A 17,971-nucleotide genomic window follows, 5' to 3' on the forward strand; every position below is an offset into this window, starting at 1 on the left:
CAGCCATGCGGGCACCTCCCCGGAGCCTTCCGGAACTGGCTCTTATTGCACGGACCAGGCACCGTCTGAGGGCAGGACAGCGCCGGAGATGTTCGTTCCGTCATCACTAAGCAAGAAGGTTATCGATGCGGCTAACTGGGATGCCTCTGCCACGGGAGGAATCATCTGCATGAACGGGCCGAGACGTTTCGCGCCGAGTTCTGAGCGGAAGGTGGCTTCGATTCTCGTCGCGACCGGACCCGGGGCTACTGCATTGACCCTGATACCTTGCGGGGCGTACATGAAGGCGGTACTGCGCGTCATGCCGAGAACGGCATGTTTGGAGGCGGTGTAGGCCACTCCGGCGGAGTTGCCGCGCAGGGCGGCCTCGGACGCAACGTTGACAATTGATCCCCGTTCCGCGGCGATCATCGCGGGGATCACGGCCCGGGTCAGGCGGAACATCCCATCGACGTTGACCGCGAACACTCTGGTCCAGACGTCGTCGGACACTTCATGCAGCGGCGTCATGTCGTCCATAATCCCTGCGACGTTTGCGAGGGCGTCAATCCGTGCTCCGGCTGCGTTGATGATCCTGGCAATGTCCTGATCCTGGGTGATGTCCGCCTGCACCGGGACGATGTCCGCCTCGGGGTGGGCACTGGCCAGCTCGTCGAGCCGGTCAGCGGCGATGTCTACAGCGACGACCCTCCCCCCTTCCCGCGCGATCCTGGAAGCGGTGGCGCGTCCGATGCCCGAGGCGGCCCCGGTGACGATCACGGTCTTGCCGGAGAACCGCCCGTCCGAGATCCGTTCAGCCCACTGCCCTGCCTGCGCAGTGGCGTCGTCGTCTTCCGTGTCGTTCTCTGGGAGTACTCCCGCGTTGACTTCGCGCACCAAGTGATCCAGGTCTGCTTGCGGAAACTGGGCCCCGCCCAGTTCGACCAGCTTTTGGAGGGCGAAGTGTTCGATGGGTTTGAGGGCTGTTTCGTCCTGCCCTGCAGCCGCGAGCATTCCCCTCAGCAGCGGGCCGCCCGCCGGATGGTCAAGCCATTCCCGGATGGAACGGGAACCGGTGAGTGCTTGTGTGGTTTCGGTCATTTTGCTCCTTCCAGAGCGTGTACGGAGGAAGTTGTTGTCTTTTCGTTGTCGGGTGCTGCTGTTTGGTTGGCTGAGGGTTTGGTGCCGGCGAGTCCGGTCCAGCGGGAGCGGAGGGTGTGGGCTGCGGCTTTCGGCTTGCGGTCCCTGGTGAAGATGCCTTTTCTGTTGCCGTCCACACGGTGGATGCCGTTGGAGGTTTGGAAGTCGGCGAAATTCCAGACGTGTTCTCCGATGAAGGCCTCGATCCTGTCAAAGACGCGGTGGTTCATGGTGAGGTAGGACTGCTGGTATTCCTCGCTCCAGGGCAGGTCCCACACCGAGTGCTGCCCTGGCATGGTGTCCGCCCCGTACTCGCTCATCATGACGGGTTTGCCGAACGCCTCCACCCAGCCGCGCAGATCGGCTTCGAGGTACTGCTCGGCCGTTGCAAGGTCACCGGTGAATACGTACCAGCCGTAGTAGCGGTTGATGCTGAGGACGTCGAAGAGGTCGGCGATCTTGTCGTTCTGGAAGGTGGCGAACATAACCGCCGCGTAGGTCAGCGGACGGGTGGGATCCAGTTCCCGCGCGAGCTTCACAAGAGGTTCGAAGAATTCCCGGGCTCCTTCCTCGTTGGAGGCCGGCTCGTTGGCGATGCTCCACATCACCACGCTGGGGTGGTTCTTGTCCCGGGCGATCACTTCACGAAGGTGCTGCGCGTGCGCGGCCTGGGTCTCATGGTTGAAAGTTTCGGGAGAGAAGGTCGGCTTGGGGCCTATCCCGGTGAGTCCGCCCTGGACTCCCAGGTTCAGGCCGACGGCAGCCGTCTCGTCGACGACAACGATGCCGTGGCGGTCCGCGAATTCCAGAACCTCCTCGGCGTAGGGGTAGTGCGAGGTTCTGAACGAGTTCGCGCCCACCCAGTCCAGGAGCTGGAAGTCGTGTACCAGGTAGGCGTTGTCGTGACCCTTGCCACGGACTGCCGTGTCCTCGTGTTTGCCGAACCCGGTGAAGTAAAACGGTTTGCCGTTGATGAGGAATTCGGTCCCAGTGACCTCGAGGGTCCTGACGCCAAACGGTTCGGTGTAACTGTCAATCACCTCGTTGCCCTCGACGAGCTCGACCACAAGGTCGTAGAGGTAGGCGGCGCCCGGCTGCCAGAGATTGACGCTGTCGATGGCGAGAGTTCCGCTGCTTCCGTGCGCCGTGGCGACTTCATGTCCTGCGGCGTCGATGGCGCGGACACGGACGCCGGTTTCGTGGCTGGCCGTTACGGAATAATCGACGATACCGGTCTGGCCGATGACACCGGTGACGATGGTGATGTCGCTGATGTGGCGTCGTGGTTTGCTGTAGAGCCACACCGACCTTGCCAGGCCGGCGTAGTTGTAGAAGTCATGCAGGTAGGTTTGCTGGCGCCGCCCGTCCCGGGTGGCGGTGATGCTGCCCGGGGGAATGGTCTCGCTGGTCAGCTCGTTGTTCACCCCGACCGTGAGACGAAATTCCCCGCCGGGGGTGACGTGGTCGGTGATGTCGGCCTCGAAGGGCGTGTAGCCACCGACGTGCCGGGCGACCAGAACGTCGTCGACGTAGACTTTTCCTTCGTGGGTGGCTGCGTCCAGGCGGAGAAGCACGCGCTCCCCTGCCCAACCCCGCGGCACACGGACTGTTCGCTGGTACCACACCCATCCCACGTGGTCGCGGATCTTCTGATCGGTGAAGAGGTCGTTGTAACTGGCCGGCACGGGGGCCTCAAGCTGGGTTTCCAGGGTCCCGGTCCAGGGCTCGCGGACATCTGCGTCGGCGACGGCGAAACGCCAGAGCCCGTCGAGGTTTACAAGTTCTCGGGTGGTGGTGGGGCGGGGTTTTAGCACTGGGTGTCCTCCTGGTGATTATTGGTACGGGTTGATGATGTGGGGTGGTTCGCGCAGCAGCGGGCCATCCTTCGATTCAGGCGTGTGTGATGTGGCCATCACTTTCAGAGGTTGCGGCGGCTTCCTCAACCTGATGGCGGATGGTGTCCAGGGTTCGGAATACGGCAATGGTGTGGGACGCGGGATGTGTCGGGTGCTGGGTTGCTCCGGAGCGGATCGCTTCGCCGGCGGCGCGGAGCATGGGGACGTATCCGTTGCCTTCGCGGTGATGTTGTATCGGGTCCGGGGCGAACATTGTGGCCCAGGATCCCCCATGGACAAGGAGGGTTGTCGATGTCCAAAACATGCCCGGGAGTGTGATCCATCCCTTGGTGCCGCTGATCGCAGCGGACGGATCGAGGAATTCGGTCATTGAACTCGCGCATTGGGCGAACCGGCCGTCCTCGAACTCAAGGGTGAAGTGTTCGGCGAAGTCGAGGCCGTCGGCTCTGAGCCGTCCGCGGGCGTGGATGCTTGCCGGTTCACCAAAGATGGTGTGGGCCAGCGTGACAGGGTAGATGCCCTGATCCAGAAGTGTTCCGCCGCTGCGTGCCACGTCCCACCTGCTGCCGCCGTCGGGGATCAGGGGAAAGCCGAACCCGGCACGCAGGCTTGCTGGTGTTCCGATGATCCCGGACTCCAGGAGTTCAACAAGGTGCTGGAACGCGGGATTGAACTTCATCCACATGGCCTCCAGGAGGAACAGGCCCCGGTGTTCAGCGAGGGCGAAGAGTTCCTGGACCTCGCGCGTGTTCGTGGCCATGGGCTTTTCGATGATCACATGTTTGCCGGCGTTCAGCGCTTGGCGGGCCATCGCAGCGTGGGTGGCAAAGGGCGTGGCGAGATACAGCGCGTCAACCAGGGGATCGGTGATCAGTGATGTGTAGTCGTTGGTCGAACGCGGGAGACCAAATTCCTCGGCGAACCGGGCCGCCTTGGTGTGGTCCCTGCTGAACACAACCTCTACGTGGTTGCCGGGAATGAGCTGCAGATCGGGCACGATGCTGCGGGAGATGGTGCCGGTCCCGGCGATGGCCCACCGCAAAGTGCCGTGGGGATGAGACGACGTTCCGTTCATGGGTTTCCCTATCAAAGTCGGGGGTTTATGGGTTGAAGAAACTCGTTAGGAAGGGCACCTGCTGCCCGACGTAGCCGCCTATGACCCGGCAGAGGGGTCCGTGGCATCTGCCAGGTATTCGAAGCGCTCCACGCGCGCCGGTCCGTCAAGGGCTTCCAGTCCGATGACTCTTCCCGTGAATCCGCCGGCGACTTCCGTGGACAGGTACCGGCCATCAATGGTCGCCAACACGTGGAAGTTGTCCGCTATGTAGCCCAGCTCAACCCGGTCCGGCCCTGTACGGGCACCATGCTGCTGCGGATTTCCTCGTGTCCGGAGCGCCAAAGGCGCTGTCGGCGGGATGCCGGTCGCTGATGCGAGAGTCTGGTCCAGAGGCCCAATGACAGCACGGGCGGATATGACGTTACCGCGGCGCTCAACCCCCGCCCAGTGTGAGTCGTCGATGCGGAGGATGAGGGCCAGGTTACCGGCGGGCGCGTCCACGGTCACCTGCCACTGGGCGTCCTGTGCCCTGACGGCGAGCAGCCGTTTGGCTTCCCTGTCCTCGGCCCTGCGTCCTGGGTCCAGGGTGAGGCCTCCGTTTCCGTTGGACCGGCAGAAACTGCCGGGAGGAACGCCCGGGGAAATCCAGCGCGGATGCAATTCCGGCTTGGTGAAGTCGTCAATGAAAGAGGTGGTTGTCTGGGGTTCCGGGTAACGGTCCGGGATGATTACGGGCCACTCGTTGGACCAGTCCACGCCGGAGAGGAACGTCTCGCGTCCGTTGACGTGGAAGCGCGGGAATTCCCCTCGTGGACGGACGCCCAGATAGACCATGGCCCAGGTGCCGTCGCGGAGTTCGACCAGGTCGGCGTGGCCGGTGTTCTGTACCGGGTGGGAGGTGCTGCGGTGCGTGAGGATCGGGCCGTCGGGATGAGCCTCGTAGGGCCCCGTGACCGTACGGGCGCGGCCTATGGTGACCGCGTGGCCGGGACCTGTTCCGCCTTCTGCGACGAGGAGATACCACCACCCGTTCTTGCGGAACAGGTGCGGGCCTTCCGGGGAGGAGAGCCCGGTTCCCCGCCAGATCAGTTCGGTTTCGGACAACAACTGGCCGGTGAGCGGATTGACCAGGGCGTGCGCGATGCCGCCCCTTGGGTCAGCCCAGGCGAGGTGGCAGTTGCCGTCTTCATCCCAGGACAGGTCCGGGTCCCAGCCGATGGCACCTGTGGTGTAGACGGGGTCACTCCAGGGGCCGGACGGGTCCTGGGCGTGAACGATGAGGTGCCCCTTGGCAACGTCCGTGATGTTGGTCGTTGCCATCCAGAACCTTCCGTCGTGAAAACGGATGGTGGGCGCGTAGATGCCTTTGCCGGCCCCGGAGAGGCCGGGGCTGACATTGAGCTGGCTTTCGCGGTCCAGGACGTTACCGATCTGTCGCCAGGTGCGCAGATCCCTGCTGGTGAATATTGGTACGCCCGGGAAGTACTCGAAGCTGGAGTTGATGAGGTAAAAGTCATCACCTGCCCGGCAGATCGACGGGTCAGGGTGGAAACCCGGAAGTATGGGTGCTGCCCCCATTATGCGACTCCAGCCTGGACGTTCTGTTCGCGGTGGAGCTCGGCGAGCCGGTAGCGTTCGGCGCGGCGTTTCTCCTGTTCCACGGGGTCTGCGATCGGCGCCGCGAGCAGCAGTTTCTGTGTATACGGGTGTTCCGGGGTGGACGTGACCAAGTCCGCTGGTCCTGTTTCCACGACGTCTCCCCTGTAGACGACACTGACGCGGTGGCTGATGTGGCGTACGGCTGCCAGGTCGTGGGAGATGAACAGGTAGGCGACTCCGGTCTGGCGTTGAATGTCGATAAAGAGATTCATGACCCGGGCTTGGGTGGAAAGGTCCAGGGCCGAGACGGGCTCATCGCAGACGATGAGTTTGGGTTCGGGGGCCAGGGCGCGGGCGATGGCGACTCTTTGACGCTGGCCGCCGCTGAACTCCCGCGGCAGGCGCTCGGCAGCGTCGCGCGGGAGACCTACCTGGTCCAGCAGCTTTTGGACGCGGGTTCGTGCTTCGCGGGCTGCTGCTCCTTGGACTATGAGGGGTTCGCTCAGGGTATCCCCGATGGTCAGTGAGGGGTTCAGCGAGGTATAGGGGTCCTGGAAGACGACCTGGATGTCTTTGGACAGGATTCGGCGGTCTTTAGGGCTGGCGTGGGTGATGTCGGAGCCTTGAAAGGTGATCCGTCCCCCGCTGGGCTTCACCAGACCCAGGACCGCCCGGCCGATGGTGGTTTTCCCGGATCCGGATTCGCCCACGACGCCGAGCGTTTCTCCCTCGCCGATGCTCAGGGAAACCCCATGCAGGACCTCGGTGGACTTGGGACGGAATCCGCGGTCGGTGAATGCGACGCGAAGGTCAGTCACGTCCAGTAGTGGCGTCGTCATGATTTTCTCTCCCCAGAAGCCGCCGCGACGGGCACGGGCGGGTCGGTTCGTACGGTGTGTTCGTCAAGGATCGAGCCCAGGAGCAGTTGGGTGTATGGGTGCTTGGGTTCGCGGAGCAGCTCCATGGCCGTGCCCGACTCGACAATCTGGCCGTCCTGCATGACGGCGATCCGGTCGCAGATGTCCGCGACCACGCCGAAGTTGTGGGTGACGAGCAGGACCGCCATGTTCAGTTCGGCCTGGAGGTCCCGTAGCAGGTCCAGGATTTCGGCCTGGACTGTCACATCGAGCGCGGTGGTGGGTTCATCGGCGATGAGAAGCTTCGGACGGCTTGCCACCGCTCCGGCAATCAGGACGCGCTGCGCCATTCCGCCGGAAATCTGGTGCGGGTAGGACCCGAACGTTCGCGGGGGATCCTGGATTCCGACGCGCTCCAACAGTGCGAGCACCCTGGCTTTCGCTTCCGCCCCGGAGATGCGGGCGGATGCGCGGAGGCCCTCCACGAGTTGCGCGCCGACAGTGTACGAGGGGTCAAGGTTCGACATGGGTTCCTGCGGTATGTAGGAGATCCCGCGGCCGCGCAGGGCGCGCAGGTCCTGCTCCCGGAGGCCGAGCAGTTCCCGTCCCTCGACCTGAATGGAGCCACGGACCACCACCGCCTCCGACGGGAGCACCCCCAGGACAGAGAAGGCGGTTTGGGTCTTCCCTGAACCGGACTCACCGACCAGGCCGAGGATCTCCCCTGCGCGAAGGTTGAGGCTGACCCCTTTTACGACCTCCTTCAGTTGCCCCGACGGCGTGGGGTAGGCAATTGCCAGGTCCTTCACGGACAACAGCTCTCCTGAACCGTCGCTGCCGGCGCCCTGTGTTGTGTTCTGGACACTGGGCCTGGCCGATTTTGCGGGTTTCAGTTTCACACCCTCGAAGGCGTCCCGCAGGGAGTTGCCGAGCAGTACGAGGGATGCCGTGAGGGTTCCGAGCAGGACACTGGGCCAGATGAATTGGGTCGGGTCCACGTACAGGTTGGTGAAGCCGTCCGCGATCATCGCGCCGAAGCTGGGAACGAGGTGCGACCCGACTCCCAGGAAGGCCAGGCCGGACTGGAGGCTGATGGCGGAACCGGCCAGGAAGGCGGTGGCGATGATGATGGGGCCGCGGACCACGAAGAGGACGTGCCGGCCCAGGATGCGGAGGTTGGAGAGCCCGGATACTCGGGCGGCATCCACGTACAGTTCATTCTTCACCCCGACAACGAGGTTCCGTACGAGGCGGTAAATCCCGGGTGAGAGCAACACACCAAAGATGAGCATGGTGGCGCGGTAGTCGCCCTTGGTGATCGGCATCAGGACGATGAGCAGCAGCAGCCCGGGGAAGGTCATAATGAGGCTGAAGACCCATTCTGTCGCGCTGCGCAGCCGCCGTCCGAAGTAGCCCCCGATCAGGCCGAAGGTCACGCCAATGACGAGGGCGACGCTCGCGCCGATGAGGGCTGCGATGATGCTTGTGTTGATTGAATGCAGGAGCCGGGACGCGATGTCGCGGCCGTTCTGATCAGCGCCCAGCGGGTACCCGGGCGTTCCTGGCACTGCGTTGATTGCGTTGAGTTGGGCCTCGTTGGGGTCGTGGGGGCCGATCCATGGGGTCAGGAGTCCGAGGACGATGATGACCAGCAGCAGCGCGGAGGTGATGACCGCTTGGGGGTCCCTGAGGAGTTTCCGCAAGGGAGATTTCCTTGGCGGGGTGGCCAGCCCGGGGTCGACGCTGAGTTCTTCGATGCTCAATAGATTCTCGCCTTCGGGTTGAGCCAGCCGTTTGCTACATCGGTAATGAGGTTCACCGTCACCACGAGCATGACGCCGAACAAAGTGATGCCCATGATGACGGGGATGTCGCCTTGGAGGGAGGCGTTGAACGCGTACTGGCCGTACCCGGGCAGCGCGAATACGTTTTCGATGATGAGCGCGCCGCCGAGCATTTGGATGAATTCGAGGGACAGGACGGTCAGTGCCGGGCTCGCTGCGTTCCGCAGCGCGTGGCGGAGCACGATGGACCGCGTCCGGATTCCACGTGTTCGCAGCGTGCGTACGTAGTCCTTGCGGAGTTCACCGATCATCGATCCGCGTATTTGCGCGGCCATGTTGGCCACTCCTCCGATGACGAGCACGATCACCGGAATGGTGATCGAAGCCGCCCACTTTGCGGGGTTTTGCGCGAAGGGGGTGAACCCGGTTGCCGGAAGCAGCTTCAGGTTCACAGCGAGGACTGCCACGAGGGCGATGGCAATGAGCAGCCCGGGAACGATGTGGCCAATCAGTGACAAGCCCTGGGATACTTTGTCGGCCACGCCGCCGCGTGAGGCTGCCCAGACCCCCAGGGCGACGCTGATGATCACCGTGATGATCAGCGCGGTAACGACCAGCGAAAGGGTGACACCCAAACGCGAAGCGACTGCGGGTGCTACGGGTTGGCTGGTGAAGAGGGAAGTGCCGAAGTTGCCAGTCAGTACTGATCCGAGCCAATCCAGGTATTGGACAAGGGAGGGCCGGTCGAAGCCGAGCTGGGTCATAAGGTCTTTGATGGACTCGGGAGTCGCTGCGCTCCCCAGCCGTTCGCGGGCCACGGATTCCAGCGAGCCGCTGAGGAGGAAGAACGTGATCATGGTAACCAGCAGCGCGAGGACGATGCCTGCGCCAAGGCGGCGCAGCGCGTACCCGATCATGCGCTGCCCCGGGATGTTTCCACTGGCATCTTTGAGCTCCTTGTGGTGGGGGTGACGGAAACGAGGGATGGCTGGCAAGGCCCGGCCCGCGCCGGGCCTTGCCAGGTTGTGAAGCTAGTGGCCCGATACCGCGAAGTCACGGACGGTAGGCAAAACGACCACCGAGGGGAGGAAGTCGACGCCGGGGGCGGTCGCCCAGAGGGTGCCGACATAGGCGATAGGGGCGTTCAGCGCGTGCTTGACGGTGTATTCGCTGATCTTTTTGTAGAGGTCCGCTCGTGCGCTGTCATTTGGCTCGTTGGCGACGTCCTGGAGCAACTTGTCGAATGCAGGGTCCTCCCACTTGAAGGGGTTCAGGAACGCCTGGGGGGTGTACATGTCCCCCACTTCCCGGCCCGCTTCGTTCAGGCCCGCAAACCAGAGCACGGCGGGATACTTTTTGGAGGCAACGGACGCGGCGGTGTTCTGCGGGGGTACCGGCTCCCACGTGACCTTGATCCAGATGTCAGCCAATGCCTGGGTGATGACGGGCTCAAAGTTCTGCGAGACGACGGTGCTGGGCATCGTCATCGAGAACCCGTCCGGGTAGCCGGCCTCTGCGAGAAGTTTGCGCGCCTTCTCCATATCGAACCCATAGGTGCCCTCGAGGGCGGAGTTGTATGCGTCCCCGTTGGGGTTGAATACCTGGTCCGTCGGTTTGCCGACGCCGTTCAGGAGCGCTTTCACGATCTGCTCCCGGTCAAAGGCCAAGTTGATGGCCTGTCGGACCCTCTCATCTGCCAGTGCCGGGACGAGTTCGCCCTTCCGGTCAGCCAGGACCAGCATGAGGGCAGCAGTAGCCTGCACCTCCTTCACCGTGAACCCGGCGCCTTCGGCCTGTTTCCGCTGCGGAGCCTGGATCAGAGCCGCTTTGACTTCGCCTGCCTGGAGCGCGTTGTATTGTGCGGTCCGGTCCGCGATGACCTTCACCTTGACCGTTTTGAAGGGGAATGCTGCCGCGTTCCAATAGTCGTCACGCCGCTCCATGACGTACTCGGTACCGTCAGTTGTGGCGTCGGACAACACGTAGGGACCCGACCCGGTCGGGCGAAGCTTCGTTGTTGCCGAGGACAATGATTGAGCATCCCCGATGACGCCCGTCGCCTGTGCCAGGTAGTTCAACAGGGACGGCTCCGGTGAGGACAGTTGAAGAACAACTGTTGAAGCGTCGGGCGCCGAAACGGATGTCACTTTTGCAAGCTTGGACTGCTGCTGGCCAGGAGTGGTCCGTGTGCGTTCGAGGGTGGCGACAACGTCCTTGGACGTCACCGGAGCCCCGGTACTGAACTTCAGGTCGCCACGAAGTTTGAGGGTCAAGGTGCGCAGGTCATCCGAGTATTTCCAGCTTTCAGCCGCGTTGGGCTGGACCTTTCCGTTCTTGTCAACCATCAGCAGTGTGTCGAAGATCGACGCCCACACGTAGGACTGCTGCCCCTCGGCAAGTTGTGATGGGTCCAGGGACGCCGGCGGCGCCTGCACGGCAATGCTCAGCTCTTGATCACGGGACGGTGCCTGCTGCGGGGACGAGTCAGCGGCGGGCGATGAGCAGGCCGCGGTCGCCAGCAGCGCAGCAACAGCCGTTCCGGCGGACGCCGCGCGTGTCAGCGATTTCACTCGGGACAAGATGGAAATCATGTCGGGAGACTCCTTTGTCATTTGGGGTGTAAGGACAGTGCGTATTTGTGGACCAAAGTCGGATCATGGAATTTGTGGTGAGCCGCATCACAATGAAAGCATTCAAAGATCTTTAAGACAATCGGTTGACAACAAATTTCAGCAAATTTGTTTCCGTGTCATAAACAGTGCCCAAAAGATTAATTGGGCGCAGCAAAACAGCCCACAAGTCGCGCATTTGCACGGCGCAGCGCAGGCCACCAGAAGAAATATTGGAGAATTATGGCAACGGCTAAGGTTGACCGGCCGGGTTAACTGGGTGCCCCAATTGCACCAGCAGGGCATGAAAATACTAGATTTGGGATATTACCTCTGTAATTTTTCGCTGAGCTTCCATTACGGGCTGCCCCGTCAGTGCTTTAAACGCTTGAGAAACTTCCGACGCCACGTCGAAGGTGGGATTGATCAGCCATTGCAAGCGCAGCCCGCTCCAAACGGCCACCACCTGGCGGGCGACGACCTGAGGATCCAAGCCCGGCAGTGCAAAACCGTCGGCCTGCCGCCTTTGGATACCCTTGGCGAACTCGGCAACTGCGCGCTCCTGGTGGTCTTTGAGGAAGTTGTGTGCCGGATGGTCGGGGTTCACCGCTTCGGCGCTGAGCGCGAAGAAGAGCCGCGTCACGGCACGATCCTCCGAGCTAAGTCCCGCAAGCGCCCGCGAAGGCCACTCATGCCTTTGCCCGTCACTGCCCAGGAACTGCTGCGTCAGCAAGGCCCGGCTGTCCTGATTGGCCAACTCCATGGCCGCAACGAGGATGTGATCACGCGTAGGGAAGTGGTACAGCATTGCGGTCTCGCTCATACCGGAACGGGACGCAACTTCGGACGTCGTGAGGGCGCGATGACCCTTCTCAAGAACGATGTTCAGGGCGGCACGCGCAATTGCCGACCGCCGTTCAACTGTCTTGGCGTAAGGCTTTCGCGTCCGCGTCGTCGACTCCATAGCTGAATATTATCGGAAAACCGAGCAGCACACTATAGTTATCCGCTTCCAATCCAGATACACCGCACGGAAAAGTACCTCTGAAGCTAAAAACAGAACCGTACTCAGAAATGGCGTTCGAATGACGACGCCGGCGTTCGCCAGCTGCATACCTTCCTGACCGCGGCAGCCCGAGCGAACCCTATGCTGCCAGGAGGCGCCCACTGGAGCCGCGCAGGACCAGCTCCGTTTCAGCGAGGAGTGTTTGGGTCTCGCCTTGAGATCCACCCAGGAGGTCCAGCATCAGCCGGGTCGCCAGAGAACCACATTCGCCCAAGGGAGAGCGAATGGTCGTCAAGGCCGGGGTGGTGAAGTCGGCGCCAAAGATGTCATCAAACCCCACGATGCTCAGGGCATCGGGCACCAGGATTCCCGCAGCCTGCAGCTCCTGCATCAACCCTATGGCCAGGAGATCGTTATAGGTCATGACAGCAGTGGCACCGCTTTCCAACACCGCCCGGGCGGCCCGACGGCCACCTTCCAGAGTGGGCTTCGTCGACTCCAGCCGTGTGGCCGCCAGCTTCGACCACTCACACGCCGCCTGAATTCCCTCCCACCGGCGGTCAGACATCCAGGAGCGGGGAGGACCGGCAACATACACCAGCTTCTTATGGCCATGGGAGGCCAGGGCCCGGACAGCTTGGCCTATCCCCTTTGCTGTATCCGGGACAACGCAGGTGACGCCCTGAATCTCCCGGTGGATCACCACGACATGCTTGTCACGGGCAAGACCCCGAATGTCCTCGTCTTCCATGCGGGGACTGGCGAGGATGACGCCATCCACAGTTCCAAGCATGCGGCGCGCCGCCGTCAATTCCGCGACCCCGGACTCGTCCGATTCGGCAAGCACCAGGGTGTAATCCTGCCCGGCAGCAGACTTTGCCGCACCCCGGATAATTTCGAAGAACGTTGGATTGGTAATATCAGCGACGATCAATCCCAAGTTTTTGGTCTGCCCGGACTGAAGTGCACGAGCAAAAGGGTTCGCGCGGAAGTCCAATTCTTGAACCGCGTCCTCGACGAGTTTCTGTGTTTTCAGACTGACCCGGCCGGGCTTATTAAGTGCTCGGGAAACCGTTGATGGATTTACGCCTGCCAATTTAGCAATATCGTATATTGTTACCGACGATGATCCCCCGCCCCCACTCGCCTTAAGCGCTTTCACCTGCGTTCGATCGACCTCTTTTCCGTGGTCAGGGGTCATAGCACAATGGGGCTTTCCTGAAGGCGGTATTTAGGCGGCCGCGCGAAGAGCAGAAGTCCGGTTCCATGGCGGTCATACAATTCTTCTCCGAGTGGTTTTCTGGTATCAGATGGTTTGTCCTGCGTCGGCGAGGAGTGTGCTGCCGGTCATGATGGTTGACAGGTCGCTTGCGCAGAAGAGGACGACGCGCGCGATGTCATCCGGGGTGCCCATGCGGCCGATGAGGCTGTTGGTCATCACCGCCATGGTTTGGCCGGAGTCTTCGTGTGGCGCGTGTGCTGCTGCCGCGGCCATATTGCCCTCGGTGGGAACGAAGGTGGGTGCGACGCCGAGGACGCGGATTCCGAGGGGCGCGAATTCGAGGGCCATCTGTTTGGTCATTCCGCGGACGGCGTGTTTGGATCCGACGTAGGCGGAGAGCCCGGGAGCTGTCCCGGTGAATCCTGCGGTGGAGACGATGTTGATGATCACCCCGCCGCGGTTGTCGCCGGTCATGTGCCGTGCTGCTTCCCGGGACCCGTTGAAGACGCCGCGGGTGTTCACGGCGAAGACCTGTTCCCAGGTGCCGTCCGGTGTTGCCAGGATCGGAAGGCTGGGAAAGATTCCGGCGTTGTTCACCCAGATATCGATGCCATCAAATTCTTCGGATGCTGTTTTAGCGGCGGCGCCGACCGATTGTGAGTCGGTAACGTCCATGGCTGCCCCCAGTGAGCGCACCGGGAAGCGGGCAGCAATATCGTCGGCACTGGCCTGGGCCCGTTCGGCGTTGATGTCGCCGATGAGGATGTTGGCACCGGCTTCTGCAAGCCGGAGCGCGATCGCTTTTCCGAGCCCTTGCGCCCCGCCCGTGACGACGGCGTTCCGGCCGGCCAGTGAAAGGAGGTTTGCCAGTGGTGTTGCGGACACGTCCGCGAAGGCGGTTGTCATGAGCGGACCCCGGCGCCCAGTTCGTTGTGCTGGGCCACGCGGCCGAGCCAGGCGAGGCTTGGTTTGGGGGTGCGGGTGAAGGAGTCCCTGTCGACGGATACCAGGCCGAAGGTGGGCTCCCAGTGTCCCCATTCGAAGTTGTCCAGGAGTGACCAGTGAAGGTAGCCGCGCACGTCGATTCCTTCAGCGATGGTTTCGTGAAGGCCGGCGAGTGCTTCGGTGGTGTAGCGGATCCTTTGGTTGTCATCGGCGGTCGCGATCCCGTTCTCGGTGACAAGGACGGGAACGCCTTCGGTGATGTCCCAGGCGTGGCGGACAGCCATGCTGAGTGCGTCGGGGCGGTAGGCCGTGCCGACCAGGGTGTTGTCGGGGCGGGGCGGGTGCGGGACGAGGCCGTTGGCGTCCACTTCCTGGCTGGAGTAGGCCTGGACGCCAACGAAGTCGTCGCCGCGGCTGCCCTCCCAGTAGACGTCCTCTTTGCCGTACCGGATTTCACGGAGCTTTTCCTCCCCGCCGGGGGCCGGGGTGAGGGCTCCGGCGGCGATGGTCCATCCGACCTTGGCGGTGGTGCGTGCCCGAATGATGTCCCGGGCGGCATGGTGGATCGCGGTGAAGGTGCGGCCGATTTCGGGATCCGCGTACGTGAGGAATTCACCGTGCGACTGTTTCTGCTCGCCTTCACCTTCAACGGTGGGGCTTTGCCATTGGGCTCCTTGGGTCTGCTGCATCCGACGCATGGCGGTCATGATGGCCGCCTGCATGTTCGGCTCGTTCATAGTCACCACCCACTTGACGCCCTCCAGGATGCCCGTGGCTGCGGTGACGTAGCGCTGGAACTTTTCGGAGGCATCCGGTGCCAGCCAGCCGCCGTCGTTCGCGAACCATTGCGGAGTGGTGAAGTGCTGCAGGGTGACCACCGGCGTAACGTTCCGCTCGAAGCAGTACTCGATCATGCGGCGGTAGTGGGCGAGCTCGGCCTTGGAGAAGTGCCCGGGGACCGGTTCGATCCGGGACCATTCGAGGCTGAACCGGTAGGACGTCAGGCCGGCGTCGGCGAGGAGCGCGATGTCCTCCCGGTGGCGGTGGTAGCTGTCGCAGGCGTCGCCGGAGAGTTCCATGCCGGGCATGGTCAGTTCTCGGGCCCACCAGTCGCTGTTCACGTTGTTGCCTTCAATTTGGTGGCCGGCAGTTGCGGCGCCCCATAGGAAGCCGTCGGGGAAAGTAGCCATATCATCCTCTTCGTTAAGTGTCGTGCCGCCCTGTCGGGGGCAGTTTTCAAACTGTTGCCGCTGAGCGGCGCGGGTCTGCTGTGCTTGTTTGCGCGAAAGCGCCGGCGGCACGAAACCTGCCGGGGCCAGCGGCGTATTCGGTGCCGTTGGGGAAGACGATGCGGGCGGTAGTGCCCGCGGGTATGTCGGCGTCGATACGTATTTCGTCACCGTCGAGCTGCCAGTGAACGCTGATCGTCCCGTTTGGCGTTTCGTGCGATCCGCGAGCCCACGTGAGGCTTGGACCAGGGGTTGGGGCGATGACGATGGACCGCCAGGCCACCGATCCGGAATCCTGCCGCAGGCCGAGCGTGTATTCGTGGAGGAATCGGAGAACGGTGCCCTTGCTGTAGTGGTTCAGGGAATCGTGGGCGTTGCCCTCGTGGTCGATGCCTTCCCAGGATTCCCAGATGGTGGTGGCGCCCTTGTCTACCATGTACAGCCACGACGGCGAACTGCTCTGCAGGAGCAGCTCGTACGCGACGTCCTCACGGCCGGCCTCAACGAGCACCGGCAGGAGGTCCCCCGTGGAGAGGAAACCCGTTCCCACATGTGTGTCCGCGTACCGGATCAGCTCGACGAGGCGGTTGGCGGCAGTGGCGCGGGCTACGTCGGGCAGGAGGTCGAATGAGAGCGCCCGGACATAGCTGGCCTGGCTGTCCGCGGCAGTGGTGCCGTCCTCGCGAAGGTAGGCGGCCTGCCATGCCTGCCGGACGGACTCCGCAACGGCCGCATACGTGGCTGCCTCTTCCGTCCGTCCCAGAACGTGGGCTGCCCGGGAAAGTGTTGCCGCGGACCGGTAGAGGTACGCGGTGCCGACCTCGCCCTTGTCTTCCATGAACCAGGCCATCGGGTTGTCCTGGACGGGGTCGATCAGTTTCCCGCTGGCGTCGCGCTTTTTCGGTTCGGTCCATTCGCCCCAGTGGAAGGTACCGTCCCAGAGGTACTCCTCGAAGGGTTCCGGTTCGGAAGCCGTCTGGGCCCGGGTGTGGTGGCGGCTGGTGCGTGCCTTGTCGAGGGCCCATTGGACCCACCGGGTCATGGCGTCCCAGTTCTCGGCGAGAACCGCCTCGTCCCCGTACTCCTCATAAAGGGCCCAGGGAACCGCGACGATCGCGTCCCCCCACCCGGCAGACCCGGTCATCATTGCGAACTGGTCATCGAGGTTTTTTTTAATGCGGCGACCGTCGGGGGAAAAGTTGGTGATCCGTCCGTCCTCAAGCTGGTCGTCGCGCACGGACCTCAGCCATTTCCGGCTGAACCCGAGCACGTCCCGCAATCTGGTGGCGGTGGAAATGAACACCTGGTAGTCCCCCGTCCAGGCCAACCGTTCCCGGGTGGGGCAGTCGGTCGGGACGTCGACGGCGTTCCCGAGGAAGCTCCATTCCCCGATGCTGTGCAGGCGGTTCACGTCCTCGTTGCTGCACGAGAAGTCTCCGGTCCGGCGAAGGTCCGTATGAACCACCTGCATGCTCAGCGTCGACGGATCCAAGGTGGCTCCGTCACGGCTGATGCGGGCGTATTGGAAGCCGTGGACCGTGTGCCGGGGTTCGAACACTGCGGCGGAGGGTCCGGCTGTCACTTCATCACGCTGCAGGAAGACTCGTATCGGTTCTCCCGGCCGGCGGGAATCAAGGTGGGAGGTTGAGAGGTCACCGTCCGGGCCGAGGTGTTCGCCGTACTCGATCACGGTGCGCGTGCCGTCTGGTCCGAGGTTCCCGAGGCGGATCCAGCCGGACGCGTTCTGGCCGAAGTCGGCCACCCATACACCCGGCCTGATCTCAGAAATGTGTTCCGGCGGGCGGGAGTCAATGACTCGGACCGGCGGTGCCGGTGACCAGTCGATGGGTGGTGTCTCTACCTGGCCGACGAGTACTTTTGACGTTGGTTGAGCAGGCTTGCGGAAGTCAACGCTTTGACCATCCATCAAGTCGGCGCGGGTCGTGGTCGAGGAGGCGCTCGTCCAGGTGCCATCCGTGAGGATCACCCGGCGGGTTCCGTCGCTGAGTTCGATATGCAGTTCTGCGCGTGTCCCGAGGGTGGTGCCCCAGCCGGCGGGCAGCCGGAACGCGCCGACCTGACCGCGGTACCAGCCATCGGACAGCTCAAAATCCACCTGGTTGTGCCCCGGCACCAGTGAGGACGCCACGTCGAAAGCCTGCGCGTATAGTGTGCGGTCATACGACGTCGACCCAGGGGAAAGTTCCGCGGTACCTGCCCGCTCGCCGTTGACAAACGCCGTGTAGACGCCGAGGGCTGTGGCGTAAAGCCGGGCTGATTTCACCTCAACCGGCAAGTCGAAGTGGGTACTGAGGATGTGTGCGGGCCGGTGGCCGTAGCCCGGGTCCACCGGCTCAGCCGGGGAGATCCAGGATGCGGTCCAGTCTGCGTCCAGCAGTCCGGCTTCGAAAGCGGACCAATCAGACCAGTCATCCGAGGCTGCTGCCCGAACCCGCCACTGGACCCGCTGTCCGCTGCGAAGAGGCCGCCAGGGCCAGAAGACGTACAGTCGCTGGTCCGTCGTCATGGTGGGCTGGGGTACGCCGTCGATGGTCGATTCGAGTTCGTACGGAGCGGTGGTAGCCGCCGGAGTCTTCCATGACAGCCGGGGGGCAGGTCCCGTGACGGGGAACTGGTCTCCACCGCTGTCGACGGCAAGATCGTAAGGCACTGCGCCCATGGGTGGTT

At 63.0% G+C, this 17,971-nt stretch carries 13 protein-coding genes and 1 pseudogene; all 14 read right to left on the reverse strand.

Features of this window, described 5'->3' with window-relative positions:
- Positions 1–42 precede the first annotated feature (42 nt).
- Positions 43–1,080 carry an SDR family NAD(P)-dependent oxidoreductase gene (locus AC3ANU_RS13575; protein WP_134164232.1) on the reverse strand — a complete coding sequence of 346 codons (1,038 nt, stop codon included), beginning with the start codon at positions 1,078–1,080 and terminating at the stop codon, positions 43–45.
- A complete protein-coding gene (gene uidA / locus AC3ANU_RS13580) occupies positions 1,077–2,933 on the reverse strand; it encodes a beta-glucuronidase (RefSeq protein WP_134164233.1) in 1,857 nt (618 codons plus the stop codon). The genes AC3ANU_RS13575 and uidA overlap by 4 nt, the downstream gene beginning before the upstream one ends.
- Positions 2,934–3,009: 76 nt before the next feature.
- Positions 3,010–4,050 (reverse strand): Gfo/Idh/MocA family protein, encoded by a 1,041-nt coding sequence (locus tag AC3ANU_RS13585; protein WP_134164234.1) that lies wholly within the window; start codon positions 4,048–4,050, stop codon positions 3,010–3,012.
- A gap of 78 nt (positions 4,051–4,128) precedes the next feature.
- A complete protein-coding gene (locus tag AC3ANU_RS13590) occupies positions 4,129–5,610 on the reverse strand; it encodes a glycoside hydrolase family 43 protein (RefSeq protein ID WP_488314706.1) in 1,482 nt (493 codons plus the stop codon).
- The gene (locus AC3ANU_RS13595; protein WP_488314707.1) at positions 5,610–6,470 is read right to left on the reverse strand and encodes an ATP-binding cassette domain-containing protein; all 861 of its coding nucleotides are present in this window, start codon (positions 6,468–6,470) and stop codon (positions 5,610–5,612) included. The genes AC3ANU_RS13590 and AC3ANU_RS13595 overlap by 1 nt, the downstream gene beginning before the upstream one ends.
- Positions 6,467–8,251, reverse strand: a complete 1,785-nt coding sequence (locus AC3ANU_RS13600; RefSeq protein WP_488314708.1) for a dipeptide/oligopeptide/nickel ABC transporter permease/ATP-binding protein — start codon at positions 8,249–8,251, stop codon at positions 6,467–6,469. The genes AC3ANU_RS13595 and AC3ANU_RS13600 overlap by 4 nt, the downstream gene beginning before the upstream one ends.
- Entirely contained in the window at positions 8,248–9,189 is a 942-nt protein-coding gene (locus tag AC3ANU_RS13605; RefSeq protein WP_134164237.1) for an ABC transporter permease, read from the reverse strand. The genes AC3ANU_RS13600 and AC3ANU_RS13605 overlap by 4 nt, the downstream gene beginning before the upstream one ends.
- Positions 9,190–9,303: 114 nt before the next feature.
- A complete protein-coding gene (locus tag AC3ANU_RS13610; RefSeq protein ID WP_488314709.1) occupies positions 9,304–10,842 on the reverse strand; it encodes an ABC transporter substrate-binding protein in 1,539 nt (512 codons plus the stop codon).
- Between the two features lie 352 nt (positions 10,843–11,194).
- On the reverse strand, positions 11,195–11,704 hold the full coding sequence (locus AC3ANU_RS13615; protein ID WP_488315977.1) for a TetR family transcriptional regulator C-terminal domain-containing protein: 510 nt from the start codon (positions 11,702–11,704) through the stop codon (positions 11,195–11,197).
- 3 nt (positions 11,705–11,707) lie between these two features.
- A pseudogene (locus AC3ANU_RS13620) lies at positions 11,708–11,845 on the reverse strand (hypothetical protein); the annotation flags it as partial.
- A 181-nt stretch (positions 11,846–12,026) separates the two neighbouring features.
- On the reverse strand, positions 12,027–13,088 hold the full coding sequence (locus tag AC3ANU_RS13625; protein ID WP_134164240.1) for a LacI family DNA-binding transcriptional regulator: 1,062 nt from the start codon (positions 13,086–13,088) through the stop codon (positions 12,027–12,029).
- A gap of 105 nt (positions 13,089–13,193) precedes the next feature.
- Positions 13,194–14,015 carry an SDR family oxidoreductase gene (locus AC3ANU_RS13630; protein WP_134164241.1) on the reverse strand — a complete coding sequence of 274 codons (822 nt, stop codon included), beginning with the start codon at positions 14,013–14,015 and terminating at the stop codon, positions 13,194–13,196.
- The gene (locus tag AC3ANU_RS13635; protein ID WP_134164242.1) at positions 14,012–15,244 is read right to left on the reverse strand and encodes a family 1 glycosylhydrolase; all 1,233 of its coding nucleotides are present in this window, start codon (positions 15,242–15,244) and stop codon (positions 14,012–14,014) included. The genes AC3ANU_RS13630 and AC3ANU_RS13635 overlap by 4 nt, the downstream gene beginning before the upstream one ends.
- Positions 15,245–15,290: 46 nt before the next feature.
- Positions 15,291–17,963, reverse strand: a complete 2,673-nt coding sequence (locus AC3ANU_RS13640; RefSeq protein WP_134164243.1) for a family 78 glycoside hydrolase catalytic domain — start codon at positions 17,961–17,963, stop codon at positions 15,291–15,293.
- Between the last annotated feature and the right edge of the window lie 8 nt (positions 17,964–17,971).

The sequence above is a fragment of the Arthrobacter sp. SDR-2R genome, from assembly GCF_057747955.1.

Coding starts and splice junctions, on each gene's coding strand:
- AC3ANU_RS13595 (WP_488314707.1), bottom strand. CDS start 6,470: ATGACGACGCCACTACTGGACGTGACTGACCTTCGCGTCGCATTCACC.
- AC3ANU_RS13640 (WP_134164243.1), bottom strand. CDS start 17,963: ATGGGCGCAGTGCCTTACGATCTTGCCGTCGACAGCGGTGGAGACCAG.
- AC3ANU_RS13615 (WP_488315977.1), bottom strand. CDS start 11,704: ATGAGCGAGACCGCAATGCTGTACCACTTCCCTACGCGTGATCACATC.
- AC3ANU_RS13630 (WP_134164241.1), bottom strand. CDS start 14,015: ATGACAACCGCCTTCGCGGACGTGTCCGCAACACCACTGGCAAACCTC.
- AC3ANU_RS13605 (WP_134164237.1), bottom strand. CDS start 9,189: ATGATCGGGTACGCGCTGCGCCGCCTTGGCGCAGGCATCGTCCTCGCG.
- AC3ANU_RS13575 (WP_134164232.1), bottom strand. CDS start 1,080: ATGACCGAAACCACACAAGCACTCACCGGTTCCCGTTCCATCCGGGAA.
- AC3ANU_RS13635 (WP_134164242.1), bottom strand. CDS start 15,244: ATGGCTACTTTCCCCGACGGCTTCCTATGGGGCGCCGCAACTGCCGGC.
- AC3ANU_RS13590 (WP_488314706.1), bottom strand. CDS start 5,610: ATGGGGGCAGCACCCATACTTCCGGGTTTCCACCCTGACCCGTCGATC.
- AC3ANU_RS13625 (WP_134164240.1), bottom strand. CDS start 13,088: ATGACCCCTGACCACGGAAAAGAGGTCGATCGAACGCAGGTGAAAGCG.
- AC3ANU_RS13585 (WP_134164234.1), bottom strand. CDS start 4,050: ATGAACGGAACGTCGTCTCATCCCCACGGCACTTTGCGGTGGGCCATC.